Raw genomic sequence first — 16,402 nt, 5'->3', positions numbered from 1 at the left:
ACCGGGCCGGCCCGCAGATGATCGCCGTCACCGGTTGCCCGGTCGGCTCCGTCACTCGACCTCCCGCAGGCGCCTCCGCACCTCGTGCTGGTCCGGGGAGTCGATCTGGATCAGCAGCCCCAGCGCCCTGGTCCAGTACGACCGGGCGGCCACCGGGTCGGTCGAGCGCAGGCAGTCGGCCAGCCCGTCGAGCGCCCGCGCCTGCTCGTACGGGAGCTGGATCTTCGTGGCGGCGAGCAGCGCCTGCCGGTGCAGCTCCATCGCGGCGGAGGTGTCCCCCAGGACCAGCATCGCCCGGCCCAGCAGGTTGCGGGCGGTGCACTCGCCGGCCCGGTCCCCGGCGTCCCGCATGGCGGTCAGCGCCTCCCGGTGCCGGGTCACCGCCACCTCCGGCCGGCCGCACATCCGCTCGACGTCACCGATCTCGTTGAGCAGGTCGGCGACGTGGAAGGGACTGCCGCGGGCCCGTTGCACCCGCAGTGCCGCGTACATCTGGCGCAGCGCCCGGTCGTGCTGCCCCTGCCGGGCGTAGATCGCGCCGATCGAGCCGAGCGTGTCCGCCACCAGCGCGATCTTGCCGACCTGGCGGGCGATGAAGAGCCGGTTCCGCAGCACCCGCAGCGCGTCCGGGTAGCGGCCGACCGCCAGGTAGATGCTGCCGAGGTTGGTCAGGGCGTTCGGCAGGGCGTGCCAGCCCGGGGTACGCCGGGCCAGCGCCAGCCCGAGTTCAAGGTAGTGCACCGCCTCCCGGGTCCGGCCCAGCATCATCAGCGGCAGGCCGAGGTTCACCGTCGCCACCGACTGCCCCGCGACGTCGCCGAGCCGCTCCCAGATCGCGATCACGACCCGCAGCGACTCGACCGAGCGCTGGTACTCGCCGAGGCGGAAGTACGCCGAGGTCAGGTAGTTGTGCATGATGGCGACCCCGGTGTCGTCGCCGAGCGCCTCCGCGGCCCGCAGCCCGTCGGTGTGCGACTGGATCAACTCGTCGAGGTGGCCGCCGAGATAGAGCTGCCGCCAGTTGGCCCGGGCGAGCTGCCAGGCGTACCGGTGCAGACCCTCCTCGACGGCGAGGTGGACCAGCGCGACCAGGTTGCGGCGCTCCGCCTCCAGCCAGTCACGCCCGTTGCCGGCGGCGGCGACGACCAGGTCGGGCCGGGCGGGCTGTCCCGCCACCGCCATCCGCAGGTTTCCGGTCGGCTCCAGCACCTGGCTCACCGAGGCGGCGGTGTGCAGGTAGAAGTCGAGCAACGCCTCGAGGGCGTGCTTCCGCTCCGGCTCGCTGCCGACCACCGTGGCCAGCTCGGCGGCGTACTCCCGGACCAGGTCGTGCAGGCGGAACCGGCCGGCCTCCACCTCGTCGACCAGATGCGCGTCGACCATCTCGTCCAGGTGCTCGCGGGCGACCGCCAGCGGCAGCCCGGTCAGCGCGGTCACGGCGTACTGGTCGTATTCCACGCCGGGAAACAGGCCCAGCAGCCGGAAGCTCCGCTGCACCGGCTCGGGGAGTTGGGCGTACGACAGCGCGAAGGCGTCCGCCAGGGTCCGGTGCTCGACGGCGAACTCGGCGAGCACCCGGCGGTCCGCGTCGCCGAGCCGCTGTGCCAGGTCCGCCACCCGCCAGCGCGAGCGGTGCGCCAGCCGGGCGCCGGCGAGCCGGATCGCCAGCGGCAGGTAGCCGCAGCGCCGCACCACGTCCGCCGCGGCCTCGGGCTCGGCCCGGACCCGCTCCGGGCCGACGATCCGGGCCAGCAGCTCCACCGCCTCGGCCGGCTCCAGCACGGTCAGCGACTGTGCCCGTACGCCGTCCAGGCCCATCAGCCGGCGCCGGCTCGTGATCAGGGTCAGGCAGCCGGGGGCGGCCGGCAGCAGCGGACCGACCTGGGCCGTGCTGGCCGCGTTGTCCAGCACCAGCAGCGCCCGCCGGCCGGCCAGCTCGGTACGCCACAGCGCCAGCCGGTCGGCGAGGTCGGCCGGTATCCGCTCCCCCGGCACGCCGAGCTGGCGCAGCAGCGTGGCGACCGTCACGCTCGTCGGCAGCGGGCTGTGCACGCTGTGCCCGTGCAGGTCGACGAAGAGGTGCGCGTCCGGGTAGGCGTTCCCGAGCGACGTGGCCAGGTGTACGGCGAGCGCCGTCTTGCCGCTGCCCGCCATGCCGTCGATGACGTACACGGGGGAGAAGTTCGGGCCGGCGTCCTCGATCTCCTTGCACAGCCGGGCGACGGTCTCGTGCCGGCCGGTGAAGTCCTCGATGGCCCGGGGCAGGCAGCGTACCGGTGACCGGGCCGGCTGCTCGCCGTCGGCCGGCCCGACCTCGCCGGCGAGGACCCGCCGGTGGATCTCCCGCAGGGCCGGGCCAGGCTCGATGCCGAGCTCCCCGGCGAGGATCTCCCGGCCGGCCCGGAACACCGCGAGCGCCTCGGCCCGGCGACCGCTGTCGGCGAGCGCCAGCATGAGCTGACCCCGGAGCCGCTCCCGCAACGGATGGCGCTCCACCAGCTCGGTCAGCTCGGCGACCAGGTCGCCGGTGCGGCCGAGTCGCAGTTCGACCTCGAAGCCGTCCTCCATCGCCAGCATCCGCTGCTCGTCCAGCGAGGCCGCACCCCGGCGGACCGCCGTACCCGCGATACCGGCGAGCGCGGGGCCCCGCCACAGCGCCAGGGCCGCCTGGTAGCCCTCGCGCGCCTCCGTCCAGTTCTGCTCGGCGGCGGCGGCACGGGCCCCGGCCACCAGCCGCTCGAAGAGTTGGGCGTCGAGGTCGTCCGGGCCGAGCACGATGCGGTAGCCGGCCGGGCCGGTGACGATGGTCTCGCCGGGCACTCCGGCGGCGGAGAGCAGCCGGCGCAGCCGGGAGACGCAGGTCTGCAACTGCCCCCGCGCCGTGACCGGCGGGTCGTCGTCCCAGACCGCGTCGACCAGCTCGTCGACCGGCACCACTCTCGGGGCATGCAGGAGTAGCACTGCCAGGACCACTCTGTCCCGGCCAGCGGTCACCGTCGACTCACCGCCGCTCACCTGGAGCGGCCCAAGGATCCCGAACCGCATGCCAGCTCCTGACCGAGGTCGCATCCGGCAGCAGAGTAACCCGTCAATCACGCGCAGCAGAATCGACTTGATAGCGGGCTGGCAGCGGATCGAGAGCGACAGCGCACAAACTGTCCGGTGGGACGCACGACACAGGTGAGACACATCGACGGGGGCGGTGCGTCCGCCGGCCCGTGGGGGCGACGGACGCACCGTGTCGGAGCAGCGGTTTCGCCGCCATCCACACCTGAGGGAGACGCCGAACATGGACGCCTCTGCACGATCGGAAATGTCCCGGCCGGTGCCGGCCGCCGGGGACGTGTTGCAGTTCGCCGAGTCCGACTACTGCTACGGAAGCGGTCCGCTCGTCCTCCGGGTCACCGGGGTCAGCGCGGATCTTGGCAGCCACCCGCGTCTGGAGTGGCTGTCGCTACGCGGGGTTGAGCTGCTCGGAGACGGCAGCATCGGCCCCGAGCGGCAGGTGCTGGTCCGCACCAGCGCCCTACAACGCGCCGCCTGACGCGGAGCTGAACAGCGTCGTCCGTCGGTCAACGCCGCCCGACGGGCCGACGCCGTACGTCCTTTTGCCCCCGGCCCGCCCAGGATCCGCCTGGGCCGGGCGTCACTCCTCCCCGTCCCGGATGATCTGGCGGATACGCTCCCGGCTGTAGCCGGTGACCTCGACGATGTCGCGCTGGCGCGTCCCGGCCGCCGCCTCGTTCCGGATCGCCTCGGCCAGTTCCGCACGTGCCTGGTCCAACCGGGCCCGAGCGTCGGCCACGAGTCGGGCGGCCCGCTCCTCGGCACGGGGTATCCCCGCCTGCGCCGTGCGCAGCTTCCGTACCGCCGCCTCCAGGTCCGCCACTTGGCCATTCCAGCAGGTCAGACGCTAGGCCGAATCGCGTACCCCTTCAGTTGGCCAACCATCGTGCTTGATATTTGGCCAACTGGATGGTGGAGTATTTGGCGTCTCCGAATACTCCGCAAAGCGGTAGCCCTCCGAGCTTCCGGGTGGGATCGCTCCAACACGAGGGGGAGCCAGTGGTCAGCTTCGCGCCAACGGACATCCGGGTGGTCGGCCCACGTGAGCTGCCGGTGGATGGAAGAGTGAAGGTCTGGACCGACGGCGGTTCCGGTCACGGACACGAGATCACGGTATGCACCGAACACCTGATGCTCTCCGTCCTCGACTCCGGAGACGGAGGGACGGCCATCTACGACCTCCGGATCTTCTATTGCCGGGGCTAGTCGTGACGGCGGGGCGAGCACCAAGGCTGCGGCGTCGCTGTCACGGCTCCGCCATGTCGCGGTCAGCTCGATGCTCAGGCGCTGTTGATGATGTTCAAAACTCTGCGTGCGGCGAAGACGCGCCCATGCCTGCGACCCGTACGCTCCTCCAGGATGCCCAGCTCGACGAGGCGTCTGATCGCGGTGTTCGCGGCCTGGTATGACACAGCGTGCCGTTCGGCGGTGAGCCTGGCGGTGATCAGTGGATACCCGAACAGGTCTTCGACGATCCGCACGGCCACGCCGCGTACGTCCGCAGCAAGCAACTGTGCCAGCGCCTCATCTCGCCAGTCGTGCAGTGCGTCGATCTTCTCCACCGCACGAACCGCCTGTGCGCGCACGGCCTCGGAGAAAAATCGGATCCAGGGCTCGAAGTCGCCGGTTGCGCTCACGGATAGCAGGTGATCCTGGTACTGCCGCCGCCTGCCTTCGAGCCAGGGTGAGAGGTTCAGCACCGGCACTCGAAGCTCACCCCGGTGAGCCAGCTGCAGCACGCAGATGAGGCGACCGAGCCGGCCGTTACCGTCGTTGAAGGGATGCAGGGTCTCGAACTGGTAGTGGCCGAGCGCCATCTTGATCACCAGGGGGATCGTGTCGTCGGCCATGAGCCACGACGCCCAAGCATCGATTCCGGCGCGTAGCTGATCACCCGGAGGTGTCGGGACGAACCGTGCGTCGGCTACCCGGCCACCGTCAGCGCCGATGAACACCTGGCTTGTCCGGATCCGACCGGCGTCGTATGAGTCTCCGCGGGTTCCTCGCACAAGGATCCTCTGCAGTTGCTCAAGCATGCCAACGGTGATGGGCTTGTCCTTGATCCACTCGAACGCGAGCTCGGCAGCCTCGACGTAGTTGTGAACCTCCGCGACGGACGTGGTCAGCTGGTCCCGGTTGAGGAAGTCAGCCTCGAGGACGTCGTCCAGCGCCGCATAGGTGCCTTCAAGCGCCGACGTGCTGACGGCCTCCTGCCGGATCGCGGGTCGTGCGAGGAGTCCCAGGTCAGGTAGGCGAAAGGCGGCTTGGTCGAGGCGAGCCACCGCGACTGCCGCGTTCATCGCCGCCAGGTAGGTCTCCTGCGCCAGGTCGAGCTTGCTCGGCAGCGGGTCGGGGATGAAGGCCGAGCAGTCGTAACTTTCGTTGAACCGTGGGTCCCATCCGGCAACTCGGACAAGCGTCCCTACAGGTGACGATCGGAACACTTCATCGTCCATCGTTGAAGTAAACCACAGTAAACTTGAAAACTAGACCCGGCTTTTCAAGTGGAACCGACGTGTGCGTTCGGGTATTTCAAGTTTTCCCACTAAAACTTGAACCTACAGCCCGGGAATTCAACCACGCTACGTACTCAGCACAGGGGTCAGCGCCGCCCCACGGTCAGTACCGGCTTGGTCACCTCGGCGAAGAAGTCGTTGCCCTTGTCGTCGACGACGATGAAGGCGGGGAAGTCCACCACCTCGATCTTCCAGACCGCCTCCATGCCGAGCTCCGGATATTCCAGGACCTCGACGTGCGTGATGCAGTCCTGCGCCAGCCGCGCCGCCGGGCCGCCGATGGAGCCGAGGTAGAACCCGCCGTGCTGGTGGCAGGAGCGGGTCACCTGGCCGGAGCGGTTGCCCTTGGCCAGCATCACGTGCGAGCCGCCGGCCGCCTGGAACTTCTCCACGTACGCGTCCATCCGGCCGGCGGTGGTCGGCCCGAACGAGCCGGAGGCGTAGCCCTCGGGGGTTTTCGCCGGGCCGGCGTAGTAGACGGCGTGGTCGCGCAGGTACTGCGGCATCGACTCGCCCGCGTCCAGCCGTTCGGCGATCTTGGCGTGCGCGATGTCCCGGGCGACCACCAGCGGGCCGGTCAGGGAGAGCCTGGTCTTCACCGGATATTTCGACAGCTCCGCCCGGATCTCGTCCATCGGCCGGTTGAGGTCGACCCGGACCGCCTCGGCACCCTGCTCCAGTTGGGCGTCGGTGACGTCGGGCAGGAACCGCGCCGGGTCGGTCTCCAGCCGCTCGAGCCACACCCCGGACGGCGTGATCTTGCCCATCGCCTGGCGGTCGGCGGAGCAGGAGACCGCGATCGCGACCGGGCAGGAGGCGCCGTGCCGGGGCAGCCGGACCACCCGGACGTCGTGGCAGAAGTAGCGCCCGCCGAACTGCGCGCCGATGCCGAACTGCCGGGTCAGCTCCAGCACCTCGGCCTCCAGCTCCAGGTCGCGGAAGCCGTGTGCCCGCATCGAGCCCGAGGTCGGCAGGTTGTCCAGGTATTTCGCGGAGGCGAGCTTGGCGGTCTTGAGGGCGTACTCGGCGGAGGTGCCGCCGATGACCACGGCGAGGTGGTACGGCGGACAGGCGGCGGTGCCGATCAGCCGCAGCTTCTCCTCCAGGAACTGCATCATCCGGGTGGGATTGAGCAGCGCCTTCGTCTCCTGGTAGAGATAGGACTTGTTGGCCGACCCGCCCCCCTTGGCCATGAAGAGAAACTTGTACGCGTCCGGGTGCCCGTCCGGGTCCTCGGCGTAGATCTCCACCTGGGCCGGCAGGTTGCTCCCGGTGTTCCGCTCCTCCCACATGGTGAGCGGGGCGAGCTGCGAGTAGCGCAGGTTCAGTCGGGTGTACGCCTGGTAGACGCCCCGGGAGATCGCCTCGTCGTCGGACCCGTCGGTCAGCACGTGCCGACCCCGCTTGCCCATGACGATCGCGGTGCCGGTGTCCTGGCACATCGGCAGCACACCGCCGGCCGCGATGTTGGCGTTGCGCAGCAGGTCCAGCGCGACGAACCGGTCGTTCGGCGATGCCGCCGGGTCGTCGATGATGGCGCGCAACTGAGCGAGGTGCGCCGGCCGCAGGAAGTGGGCGATGTCGTGCATCGCCTCGGCGGTCAGCGCGGTCAGCGCGGCGGGCTCGACGGTCAGGAAGCGCCGGCCACCCGGCCCGTGGACCATGTCCACGCCCTCGTCGGTGACCAGTCGGTATTCGGTCTGGTCGGCGCCGAGAGGCAACAGGGGGGAGTACGAGAACGGCGCGCCACTGCTCATAGCCGGCAAGCCTAGGCCAGCCGGCCGGACCCGGCGCACCCGCCGGGTCGCCCCTGCGATGCCGCTCTCATCGGAGCCGGGATGCCGCTCTCATCCCCGACCCGGGCGGGTCGGCCGGGTCAGCCGTCCTTGTCGCTGGCGGATGGACACTCGGGCTGCTTGGGGCCGCCGCACTCGGTGCCCGGATCGGGTTCCTGGCCGCCCGGACCGGCCGTCGGGGCCGGGCCGCCGGTCGAGACCCCGGCGAACCGGAGATAGCCGATGTCGCGCCCCTCGCCGATCACCATCCCGGCCGGACCCACCGCCAGCACCTCCGCCGACGAGCGGACGTTGACCAGTTCCCGGCCGCTGCGCGGGTCGAGCGCGACGATCCGGTCCGGACGGCGGTCGACAAGCACGGCGGCGTACCGGGTGAGCGCGGCACTGCCGTCGGAGTTGAGCGGCCGGGTCCACCGTGCCCGGTCGATGGCGAGTTCGCTGCCGATCACCGACCGCCCGTCGGCGGAGCGGGACAGCGCGTACCGGTCGTCGACGGCGAGCAGCTTCTCGCCCTTCGGCCCGGACCAGAGCACCCGGCCGTCGTACGCGTCGACGACCGTCTCCCGGGCGTCCGGCGCGACCCCGACGAAGACGTTCTCGCCGCCCTGCGGGTCCTCGCGCTGGGCGCAACCGGCGCCGTCGGCGGTACGCAGGTTGAGCCCGTCCCGGCGCCACACCTCCTGCCCGGTCGTCGGGTCCCGGGCTGTCACCGTGAAGTAGCAGGTGCCGTCGGCGGACCGGGCCTCGATCCGCAGCATCCGCCCGCCGACCACCACGATCCGGTCCTCGGGGCCCGGCTCCACGTCCTGCATCACCCGGCCGGTCGCGGTGTCCACGATGTGCACCCGGCCGTCGACGGAGAGCCCGAGCAGCGGCGGCATCTCGACCGGGCCACTCGCTCCGTCGTCCACCTGCCGGGCGGTCAGCCGCCGGGTGCCGAGCGTGTCGGGGTTGCCGGCGAGCGGGCCGGTCTCCACGCCGGGCAGGAACGTCGTCCAGATCGGATTGCTGCCCCGGGGGTCCCAGGCGGTGAGCGTGCAGTCCCGGGGCTCCCGGCAGCGCGCGTCGAGCAGGGCGTTGCGGTAGGTCCAGACGCCGACCGCCGAGTCGTCGCTGCGGCGTACCGCGCCGGTCTCGGGGTCGAGCAGTTCGTAGCCCTTGCTCAACAGCTTGCCGGCGGCGACGACGGCGTCCCGGTCACCGCCGGCGACGGCGGCCCAGTCGGCCTTGCGCTCCCACAGTCGCAGCCCGGTGGTGAGGCTGCGGGCCTCGACCCGGGTGCGGTAGCGGATCACCACGGCGTTGCCGGCAATGGTCACGCTCTGTGGCGTACCGCCGATCCGCTGTTGCCAGACGACGTCCGGATCGGAGATGGGCTCGTCGCGGTTGACCCAGTCCCAGACACCGGGGAAGGGGTTCCAGACGTTGGTCGCGGCGAGCACGATCACCGCGATCAGCGCGATGGCCAGGGCGGACATGAAACTGCCCCGGGCGCTCCCCTTCGCCATCCGGCTACCGTAAACGAGATCGTCCCGCAAGGCCGCTAAGGCGATTTGTCCGTGTCGCGGGCGCCGACGGTGGTTAGGCGGGGGCCCTTCTTCTACAGAAAACGATAAGTGGGGGCCCTTCCTTCTATCCGAACCTTCTATCCGACGGCGGAGCGGAGGAGCGGGAGTACGCGGTACGGGATCTTCTCCGCCAGCGCGATGATGCTGGAGGCGCGGGCGACGCCCTCGTGCGAGACGATCCGGTCGAGCACCCGTTGCAGGTCGGCGTTGGAGCGGGCGACGATCCGGCAGAGCACGTCGCCGGAGCCGGTGATGGTGTGCGCCTCCAGCACCTCGGGGATGCCGCTCAGGTGCGCGGTGACCGGGTCGTGGCCGTGCCGCTGGTTGATCTCCAGCGTTACGAAGGAGGTCACCCGGAACCCGATCGCCGCCGGGTCGAGCTGCGGCCCCAGCCCCGAGATCACTCCCCGGGCGAGCAGCTTGTCCAGCCGGGCCTGCACGGTGCCCCTGGCCACCTGGAGCCGGCGGGAGCACTCCAGCACTCCGATCCGGGGTTCGGCGTCGAGCAGGTCGACGAGCCGGACATCAAGCCGATCGAGCTGCACATCTTGCACAGTACTCATGGTTTTTCACCATACCAAATGCACAACCTGACCAGCGTATTGCGGATGGGTTGCCCAGGTTCGCACCGCGACGGATGCTGCGGGGAAGACGGCCGCGCCGCCGGCCGGCCGCGGCACCCAGGGAGGTAGGACGATGACCAGCGCACTCCACCAGCCGTCCACCGCCGGCTCGGAGCTGGACTCCGACATCGACGTCGATCGGCTCGTCGGGGCCGTGTCACACGACGACGGCACCGACCCCTTCCCGGTGCAGGGCATCGACCACATCCGGTTCATGGTCGGCAACGCGAAGCAGACCGCCCACTACTACTCGACCGCGTTCGGGATGACCCGGGTCGCGTACCGGGGGCCGGAGCAGGGTCACCGGGACCATGCCGAGTACGTGCTGACCAGCGGCTCGGCCCGGTTCGTCTTCACCGGCGCCGTCCGGCCGGGCGCGGCCGACGCCGACCACGTGGCCCGGCACGGCGACGGCGTACTCGACATCGCGCTCGCCGTGCCCGACGTCGACGCGGCGTACGCGCACGCCATGGCGCAGGGCGCGACCGGCCTGGCGGAGCCGCACGACGTCACCGACGAGCACGGGACGATCCGGATCGCCACCATCGCCACCTACGGCGAGACCCGGCACTCACTGGTCGACCGGTCCCGGTACCGGGGACCCTTCCTGCCCGGTTTCGTGGCCCGGGGCCCGATCGTGGACCGGCAGCCGATGATCGACGCCGGGGTGCAGCCGAGGCGCTTCTTCCAGGCCGTCGACCACGTCGTCGGCAACGTCGAGCTCGGCCGGATGGACGAGTGGGTGGAGTTCTACCGCCGGGTGATGGGCTTCACCAACATGGCCGAGTTCATCGGCGACGACATCGCCACCGACTACTCGGCGCTGATGTCGAAGGTGGTGGCGAACGGGACCCGCAAGGTCAAGTTCCCGCTCAACGAGCCGGCGGTGGCCCGCCGCAGGTCGCAGATCGACGAGTACCTGGAGTTCTACGGCGGCCCGGGTGCCCAGCACATCGCGCTGGCCACCAACGACATCCTGACCACCGTCGACGCGATGCGGGCGGCCGGCGTCGAGTTCCTCGACACCCCGGACTCCTACTACGACGACCCCGAGTTGCGCGCCCGGATCGGCAGGGTGCGCGCCCCGATCGAGGAACTGAAGGCCCGGAAGATCCTGGTCGACCGGGACGAGGACGGCTACCTGCTGCAGATCTTCACCAAGCCGGTGCAGGACCGCCCCACGGTCTTCTTCGAGCTGATCGAGCGGCACGGATCGCTCGGCTTCGGCAAGGGAAACTTCAAGGCGCTCTTCGAGGCCATCGAGCGGGAACAAGAGGCGCGCGGAAACCTGTAGCACTGTCCTGCGTGAGCCGGGACCGTGGTGGTTAAGGTCTCAGCGTGAACGTCAGGACGCAACCGAGGTCGTTCCGGTGACGGTGGAACCGGGCTGGTACGCCGACCCCGCCGAGCCAACCACCCAGCGGTACTGGGACGGAGAGGGCTGGGTCGGCACGCCGCTGCCCGCCGACGCCACCCCGCCACCCGGTCCACCGCCGGCCGACGAGCCCGAGCCGCTCCCCGCGCCGACGAGTGGCGCCGGGGCGGCACGGGGCTCCCCCGCCACCCTGGCCGGAATGCCGCCGGTCGGTGGCACACCGCCGGTCAGTGGCGCACCGCAGAGCGGGCCGCCGTACGGCACACCGCCGGTCAGTGGCGCACCGCAGAGCGGGCCGCCGTACGGCACACCGCCGTACGGGCCGCCGCCAGGCTGGCCGGGGCCGTACTGGGTGGCACCACCACCCCGGCCGCACGGGCTGGAGCTGGCTCCGCTCGGCGCCCGGGTGCTCGCCCGGCTGATCGACATCGGCCTGGTGCTGCTGCTCAACGTGCTTGTCAACGGCTGGTTCGTCTGGCGGTTCGTGCAGGAGATCGAGCCGGTGACCCGGGAGATCTTCCGGCGTGCCATGGCCGGCGACTCGACGACCGAGGGCCTTCCGCAGGCGAGTCCGCAGGCCGACTGGTTGCAGGTGGTGATCCTGCTGATCGCCGCCGCGCTCTGGTTCGCCTACGAGGTCCCGTCGGTGGCGAACTCCGGGCAGACCTTCGGCAAGCGGGTGATGGGGATCAAGGTCGTCGCGCTGACCGAGACCGAGCAACCGGGCTTCGGCCGGTCGTTCCGGCGGTGGAACATGCTCGGCCTGCCGGTCTTCCTCTGGAGCTGCTGCGGCATCGGCTTCCTGATCCAGCTCGTCGACTGCGCACTCGCGTTCTTCGACCGGCCGCTACGGCAGGCCCTGCACGACAAGCGGGGGCAGACGGTGGTGGTCCGGCTCCCTTCCCGGGCCGGCTCGCCGCCCGAACCCACCCCGACCGACAGCTCTGGAGGCCCCGCGTCATGACCGGTTCGACCAGTTCCGCCCCCGACCGGCGCTCCGGGGCTCCCCGGCTGACCCGCGCCGACCTCGACGCGCTGCCGAACTACGTGCCGGGGCGCAGTCCGGCGGACCTGGCCCGGGAGCTGGGGCTGCCCGAGGCGATCAAGCTGGCCAGCAACGAGGTGCCGTACGGCTTGCTGCCCGGGGTGGCCGAGGCGGTCACCGAGGCGGTCACCGAGGCGCACCGCTATCCGGACATGGGCGTGCTGGCGCTACGGTCCGCGCTGGCCGAGCGCTACGGGGTGGACGCGGAACGGATCGCCACCGGCTGCGGGTCGGTGGCGCTGGCCGAGCACCTGGTTCGGGCCACCTGCCTGCCCGGCGACGAGGTGGTCTATTCGTGGCGCTCCTTCGAGGCGTACCCGATCATCGCGGCGACCAGCGGCGCGACAAGCGTGCGGGTGCCCAACGACGCCGGCCACGGGCACGATCTGGCCGCGATGGCGGCGGCGGTGACCGACCGGACCCGGCTGATCTTCGTCTGCAACCCGAACAACCCGACCGGTACGAGCCTGCGCCGCGCCGAGCTGGACCGGTTCCTCGGCACGGTCCCGGACGACGTGCTGGTGGTGCTCGACGAGGCGTACCGGGAGTTCGTCACCGACCCCGAGGTGCCGGACGGCCTGGTGACCTACGGCGACCGGCCGAACGTCGTGGTGCTGCGCACCCTCTCCAAGGCCTGGGGGCTGGCCGGGCTGCGGATCGGCTTCCTGGTCGGCCAGCCCGAGGTGGCGGCGACGGTCCGGAAGGTGGTGACCCCGTTCTCGGCCAGCCTGGCGGCGCAGGCCGGGGCGCTGGCCGCGCTCGCCGAGGCCGATGAGATGCGGCGACGCTGTGCGCTGGTGGTTGCCGAGCGGGACCGGATGATCGAGGCGCTGCGCAAGCGGCTGCCGGCCGGCCCTGCCGGCGCGGGTGGCGCAGGGAGCGGGGGCGTGCCGGAGAGCCAGGCGAACTTCGTCTGGCTGCCGCTGGGCGATGCGTCGGTGCCGTTCGCGCAGGCGTGCGAGGCGCGCGGCATCATCGTCCGGCCCTTCGCGGGTGAGGGCGTACGCGTCACCATCGGCACCCCGGCCGAGAACGACGCCTTCCTGGCCGCCGCGGATTCCGTGCTCTAGGCGCCGGGCTCCTCGTCCGGGCCGCTACGTCGTTCCGGGTGGTTTGTGGGTTTTGCACTACATCATTCCTTCTTCTGGGTATTTTCGCGCTAGTCGGGCGATCCAACCGGCCCGCAGACTCTGCCGAAAATCGACACGAAGTGGATGGGAATCGTGCGTATCACCAGAACTCTCCTGGTCGGCTCCGCCGCCCTGCTGGCGGCGGGGCTGATCGCCGCCCCCGCCGCGGCGGCACCGACCGGGGACACCGACGTCACCTTCGAAATTCTCGCCGGCACCCTGGACATCACCGTGCCCGCCACCGCCGACCTCGGCACCGGCTCGCCCGACAGCGCGATCGAGGGACAACTCGGGGCGGTCACCGTCACCGACGATCGGGCCTCGGACGACGCTTCCTGGACCGCCACGGTGACCTCCACCGACTTCACCACGGGCACGGGCACCGCGAGTGAGACCATCCTCGCCTCCGAGATCGACTACTGGTCCGGCGCGGCGACCGCGACGACCGGCAACGGCACCTTCACCCCGGGACAGGCGAACGCGGGAGCGGCGGCACCGCTCGACACCACCACACCGCTCACCGCCTTCACCCACGCCGGCGGCACCGGCAACAACAGCGCGTCCTGGAACCCGACCCTGGTGGTGAACGTCCCCCTCGACAACGTGGCGGGCGTCTACACCGGGACGGTGACGCATTCGGTGGCGTAGCGGCGGGAAGGCCGCCGCCGCACGGCTGCTCCTCGCCGTCTCCTGCCTCGCCGGTACCGGGCTTCCCGCCCGGGCCGGCGAGGCCGCTCCGGCATCCGATCCGGCGACGATCGGAATCCAACTGCTGGAGGCCCCGGTCGAGCGCCGCGCCGATCCTCGGGCCCGGCGGCACATCGTCGACCACCTGCCGCCGGGCACACTCATCCGGCGCAACCTGCGGGTGGTGAACAGCTCGGACCGGAAGCAGCGGATCGACCTCTACGCGGCGGCGGCCACCGTCGAGGAGGGCCGGTTCCGGTTCGGCGAGGGGCGGGCCCAGAACGAGCTGACCTCGTGGATATCGCTGGACAAGACCCGGGTGGACCTTGCGCCCGGCGCGGAGACGCGAGTCGAGGCCACCCTCGACGTGCCGCCGCCCGCGCCGACCGGCGAGCGCTACGCGGTGATCTGGGCCTCGACGACCTCACCGCGCGAGACCTCGGCCGACGTCACCCAGATCCACCGGGTCGGCGTACGGGTCTATCTCGACGTCGGTCTCGGCGGCGAACCGCCGTCGGACTTCCGGATCGGGGAACTCGTGCCCGCCCGCGACGTGCGGGGCGTGCCGTCGGTCGCCATCCGGGTCGACAACACCGGAGAGCGGGCGCTCGACCTCGCCGGGGCGGTGTCCCTGTCGGACGGTCCCGCCGACATGCGGGCCGGGCCGTTCGACGTCGTCCAGGGTACGACTCTCGCGCCGGGCGAGGCCGGACCCGTCACCGTCCGGTTCCCCCGGGAACTGCCGAACGGACCGTGGAAGATCGACGTCGCTCTGCAGAGCGGCACGGTGCGGCGGACCGCCACCGGGGAGGTCACCTTCCCGGATCCGGGCAGGGTGGGCGAGCCGAGCCCGCTGCTCGCGCCGTTGCGCACCCGGTGGGGGATCCTCGGCGGTTCGCTCGTCGCCGGTCTGCTCGTGGCCGCCGGGCTCTTCGTGGTCGTCCGCCGCCCGCACCACCGGCGACGACGTGTCGCCACGGCGAGGCCGGGCCCGGGTGACTCGTAGCCGGACTCAGGTACCGGCCAGGATCACCGGCTGGGCCGCCAGGTAGTACCGGTCGTCCCCGGCGGCCGGGTCCACCGGCTCGGCGAGCCGCTCGACGGCGACGAAGCCGCCGGCCGCGTAGGCGAATCCGGGTGACCAGGTCGTCGAGTCCCGGTCGTACGTGAACGGGAAGCGGGACCGTTCCGCCCCGGTCGCCGCGTCGAGGGTGACCAGGTCGCCGTCCCCGGTGCGCAGATGCACCCGCCCCGGCTGGGTGGCGATCAGCCGAACCGCACCGGTCGGGCTCACCGGCTCCGGCTCCGGCTCCGGCGTCAACGTCGGCGTCGGCGTCGGCGTCGGCGTCGGCGTCGGCGTATCGGACCAGCGCCACCGCTCGGCACCGGTCCGCGCCGAGCGGGCCACCAGCCCGGCCCCGTCCGGCGCCACCGCGATCCCGTCGACCAGTACCGCCTCCGGTGCGTCCAGGGCCGGGGCGGGCACCGGGCGGACATCGTCGATCAGCCAGCCCCGGGTCACCCCGCCGCCGACCGTCCGCAGGGCCCGGCACCCGGAGCGGCCGGCCGCGCAGCCGACCGGGGCGATCTCGATCGGCGGGTCTGCGTCGGCGGGCCGGTTCACCTCGTCCGGCCGCCAGCGGGTGGTCAGCGCGCCCGTGCCCACGTCGTAGAAGTCGACTTCTCGTGATCCGGCGCAACTGTCGACGACGGCGAAGAAGCCGGCCGTGGTCGTCACCCCCTCGCCCGCTCCGGGCGCCAGCTCGCCGCCGGGAACGCCGTCCGGCCCACCGTCGGGAACGCCGTCCGGCCCAACGTCCTGGCAGGCAGCCGGATCGGTGGCGAGTCGCCAGAGGTGCCGGCCGGTGTCCAGGTCGATGCCGCGCCGGTCGGCGGACTCGCCAACCACCAGGACTCGCCGTCCGGCCGGGCTGCGGGCGGTGTGCAGGCCGGTCGGCGCGTACACGGTGGCGGCTCCGGTGCGCCGGCCGAGATAGCCGTGCCCGGGGCGGGGCCCCGACGCGCGCCAGCGGACCGTGCCGGTCCGGGCGTCGAGCGCCACCAGTTCGCCGTCCGACCAGCGGGTCACCACGGTGGTGCCGTCAGCCACCACCCCCGCCACCTGTGCCGGCCAGCGCCGGTAGGACCAGTACGGCGTACGCCGGGTGGGGGCGTCGACCGGCTGGTCGGCCCAGACCTTCCGGCTGGTGGCGTACACCCGGAGCCGGTCGTCGACGATCAGCGGTGCCGCGTTCAGCGTGCCGAGCACCCCGGGGCGGGCGCTCGCCGGGGCCGGATAGTCGTCCCTGGTCGGCGTGGTCACCTCGGCGGGTGCCAGCACCCGATGGACGACCACGGCGGACCCGGCCACGAGCAGCACCGCCACCGCGAGGGCGATCGCCGTCCGCAGCCACCTCCGCGCGCCGTTCGGCGTTGCCATGCCCGGACACCTCCGCCCGGAACCCTATCGACCACCGCCCGGCCGCCGCCCGGCAGGTGCGCGGTCCGGCGCCGTCGCGAGCCATGATTCACCAGGTCAGCGTGGGTAGCCAGCACATGCTGGACGGGCACGCCACCCCGGCACGGCGCGGTGCCG

Annotated in this window: 14 protein-coding genes; 7 read left to right on the top strand and 7 right to left on the bottom strand. The window is 71.7% G+C overall.

Translation table 11 applies throughout. From position 1 onward, the window contains the following. Positions 1–51 precede the first annotated feature (51 nt). The gene (locus tag ACN27G_RS33500) at positions 52–3,045 is read right to left on the bottom strand and encodes a BTAD domain-containing putative transcriptional regulator (protein WP_421496640.1); all 2,994 of its coding nucleotides are present in this window, start codon (positions 3,043–3,045) and stop codon (positions 52–54) included. A 244-nt stretch (positions 3,046–3,289) separates the two neighbouring features. On the opposite strand from ACN27G_RS33500, the gene ACN27G_RS33495 reads away from it, so the two are divergent. Continuing rightward, on the top strand, positions 3,290–3,544 hold the full coding sequence (locus tag ACN27G_RS33495) for a hypothetical protein (protein WP_421496639.1): 255 nt from the start codon (positions 3,290–3,292) through the stop codon (positions 3,542–3,544). A 102-nt stretch (positions 3,545–3,646) separates the two neighbouring features. Here ACN27G_RS33495 and ACN27G_RS33490 read toward each other — a convergent pair whose 3' ends face one another. Then, on the bottom strand, positions 3,647–3,889 hold the full coding sequence (locus ACN27G_RS33490) for a hypothetical protein (RefSeq protein WP_421496638.1): 243 nt from the start codon (positions 3,887–3,889) through the stop codon (positions 3,647–3,649). A 242-nt stretch (positions 3,890–4,131) separates the two neighbouring features. Between ACN27G_RS33490 and ACN27G_RS33485 the strand changes: the two genes are divergently transcribed. Next, a complete protein-coding gene (locus ACN27G_RS33485) occupies positions 4,132–4,272 on the top strand; it encodes a hypothetical protein (RefSeq protein ID WP_421496637.1) in 141 nt (46 codons plus the stop codon). Between the two features lie 74 nt (positions 4,273–4,346). Here the strand turns inward: ACN27G_RS33485 and ACN27G_RS33480 are convergent, their stop codons facing one another. The 4 genes from ACN27G_RS33480 to ACN27G_RS33465 form a co-directional block, all read right to left on the bottom strand. Further along, entirely contained in the window at positions 4,347–5,522 is a 1,176-nt protein-coding gene (locus ACN27G_RS33480; RefSeq protein WP_421496636.1) for a Fic family protein, read from the bottom strand. A 146-nt stretch (positions 5,523–5,668) separates the two neighbouring features. Next, positions 5,669–7,339, bottom strand: a complete 1,671-nt coding sequence (locus tag ACN27G_RS33475; RefSeq protein ID WP_421496635.1) for a fumarate hydratase — start codon at positions 7,337–7,339, stop codon at positions 5,669–5,671. Positions 7,340–7,458: 119 nt separating this feature from the next. After that, positions 7,459–8,886, bottom strand: coding sequence for a PQQ-binding-like beta-propeller repeat protein (locus ACN27G_RS33470; RefSeq protein WP_421496634.1), 1,428 nt, complete (start codon positions 8,884–8,886; stop codon positions 7,459–7,461). Between the two features lie 137 nt (positions 8,887–9,023). Continuing rightward, positions 9,024–9,509: an Lrp/AsnC family transcriptional regulator gene (locus tag ACN27G_RS33465; RefSeq protein ID WP_421496633.1), complete on the bottom strand. Its 486-nt coding sequence runs from the start codon at positions 9,507–9,509 to the stop codon at positions 9,024–9,026. Between the two features lie 133 nt (positions 9,510–9,642). Here ACN27G_RS33465 and hppD point away from each other — a divergent pair, with 133 nt between their 5' ends. The 5 genes from hppD (at position 9,643) to ACN27G_RS33440 (ending at position 14,812) form a co-directional block, all read left to right on the top strand. Then, positions 9,643–10,863: a 4-hydroxyphenylpyruvate dioxygenase gene (gene hppD / locus ACN27G_RS33460; protein WP_421496632.1), complete on the top strand. Its 1,221-nt coding sequence runs from the start codon at positions 9,643–9,645 to the stop codon at positions 10,861–10,863. A 76-nt stretch (positions 10,864–10,939) separates the two neighbouring features. Further along, positions 10,940–11,908, top strand: coding sequence for an RDD family protein (locus ACN27G_RS33455; RefSeq protein WP_421496631.1), 969 nt, complete (start codon positions 10,940–10,942; stop codon positions 11,906–11,908). After that, the gene (gene hisC, locus ACN27G_RS33450; protein ID WP_421496630.1) at positions 11,905–13,059 is read left to right on the top strand and encodes a histidinol-phosphate transaminase; all 1,155 of its coding nucleotides are present in this window, start codon (positions 11,905–11,907) and stop codon (positions 13,057–13,059) included. Before ACN27G_RS33455 ends, hisC begins: the two co-directional genes overlap by 4 nt. Before the next feature lie 153 nt (positions 13,060–13,212). Then, the gene (locus ACN27G_RS33445; RefSeq protein ID WP_421496629.1) at positions 13,213–13,767 is read left to right on the top strand and encodes a hypothetical protein; all 555 of its coding nucleotides are present in this window, start codon (positions 13,213–13,215) and stop codon (positions 13,765–13,767) included. A gap of 223 nt (positions 13,768–13,990) precedes the next feature. Next, entirely contained in the window at positions 13,991–14,812 is an 822-nt protein-coding gene (locus tag ACN27G_RS33440) for a hypothetical protein (RefSeq protein WP_421496628.1), read from the top strand. A 6-nt stretch (positions 14,813–14,818) separates the two neighbouring features. Here the strand turns inward: ACN27G_RS33440 and ACN27G_RS33435 are convergent, their stop codons facing one another. Continuing rightward, positions 14,819–16,246: a PQQ-binding-like beta-propeller repeat protein gene (locus ACN27G_RS33435; protein ID WP_421496627.1), complete on the bottom strand. Its 1,428-nt coding sequence runs from the start codon at positions 16,244–16,246 to the stop codon at positions 14,819–14,821. Positions 16,247–16,402: the final 156 nt, after the last annotated feature.

The sequence above is a fragment of the Plantactinospora sp. WMMB334 genome (genome assembly GCF_049179095.1).
Lineage (GTDB): Bacteria > Actinomycetota > Actinomycetes > Mycobacteriales > Micromonosporaceae > Plantactinospora.
The sequence above is the reverse complement of the archived record's forward strand: the minus strand, read 5'-3'. Positions and strand labels throughout refer to the sequence as shown.

Coding starts and splice junctions, on each gene's coding strand:
- ACN27G_RS33500 (WP_421496640.1), bottom strand. CDS start 3,045: ATGCGGTTCGGGATCCTTGGGCCGCTCCAGGTGAGCGGCGGTGAGTCG.
- ACN27G_RS33495 (WP_421496639.1), top strand. CDS start 3,290: ATGGACGCCTCTGCACGATCGGAAATGTCCCGGCCGGTGCCGGCCGCC.
- ACN27G_RS33480 (WP_421496636.1), bottom strand. CDS start 5,522: ATGGACGATGAAGTGTTCCGATCGTCACCTGTAGGGACGCTTGTCCGA.
- ACN27G_RS33475 (WP_421496635.1), bottom strand. CDS start 7,339: ATGAGCAGTGGCGCGCCGTTCTCGTACTCCCCCCTGTTGCCTCTCGGC.
- ACN27G_RS33470 (WP_421496634.1), bottom strand. CDS start 8,886: ATGGCGAAGGGGAGCGCCCGGGGCAGTTTCATGTCCGCCCTGGCCATC.
- ACN27G_RS33465 (WP_421496633.1), bottom strand. CDS start 9,509: ATGAGTACTGTGCAAGATGTGCAGCTCGATCGGCTTGATGTCCGGCTC.
- hppD (WP_421496632.1), top strand. CDS start 9,643: ATGACCAGCGCACTCCACCAGCCGTCCACCGCCGGCTCGGAGCTGGAC.
- hisC (WP_421496630.1), top strand. CDS start 11,905: ATGACCGGTTCGACCAGTTCCGCCCCCGACCGGCGCTCCGGGGCTCCC.
- ACN27G_RS33435 (WP_421496627.1), bottom strand. CDS start 16,246: ATGGCAACGCCGAACGGCGCGCGGAGGTGGCTGCGGACGGCGATCGCC.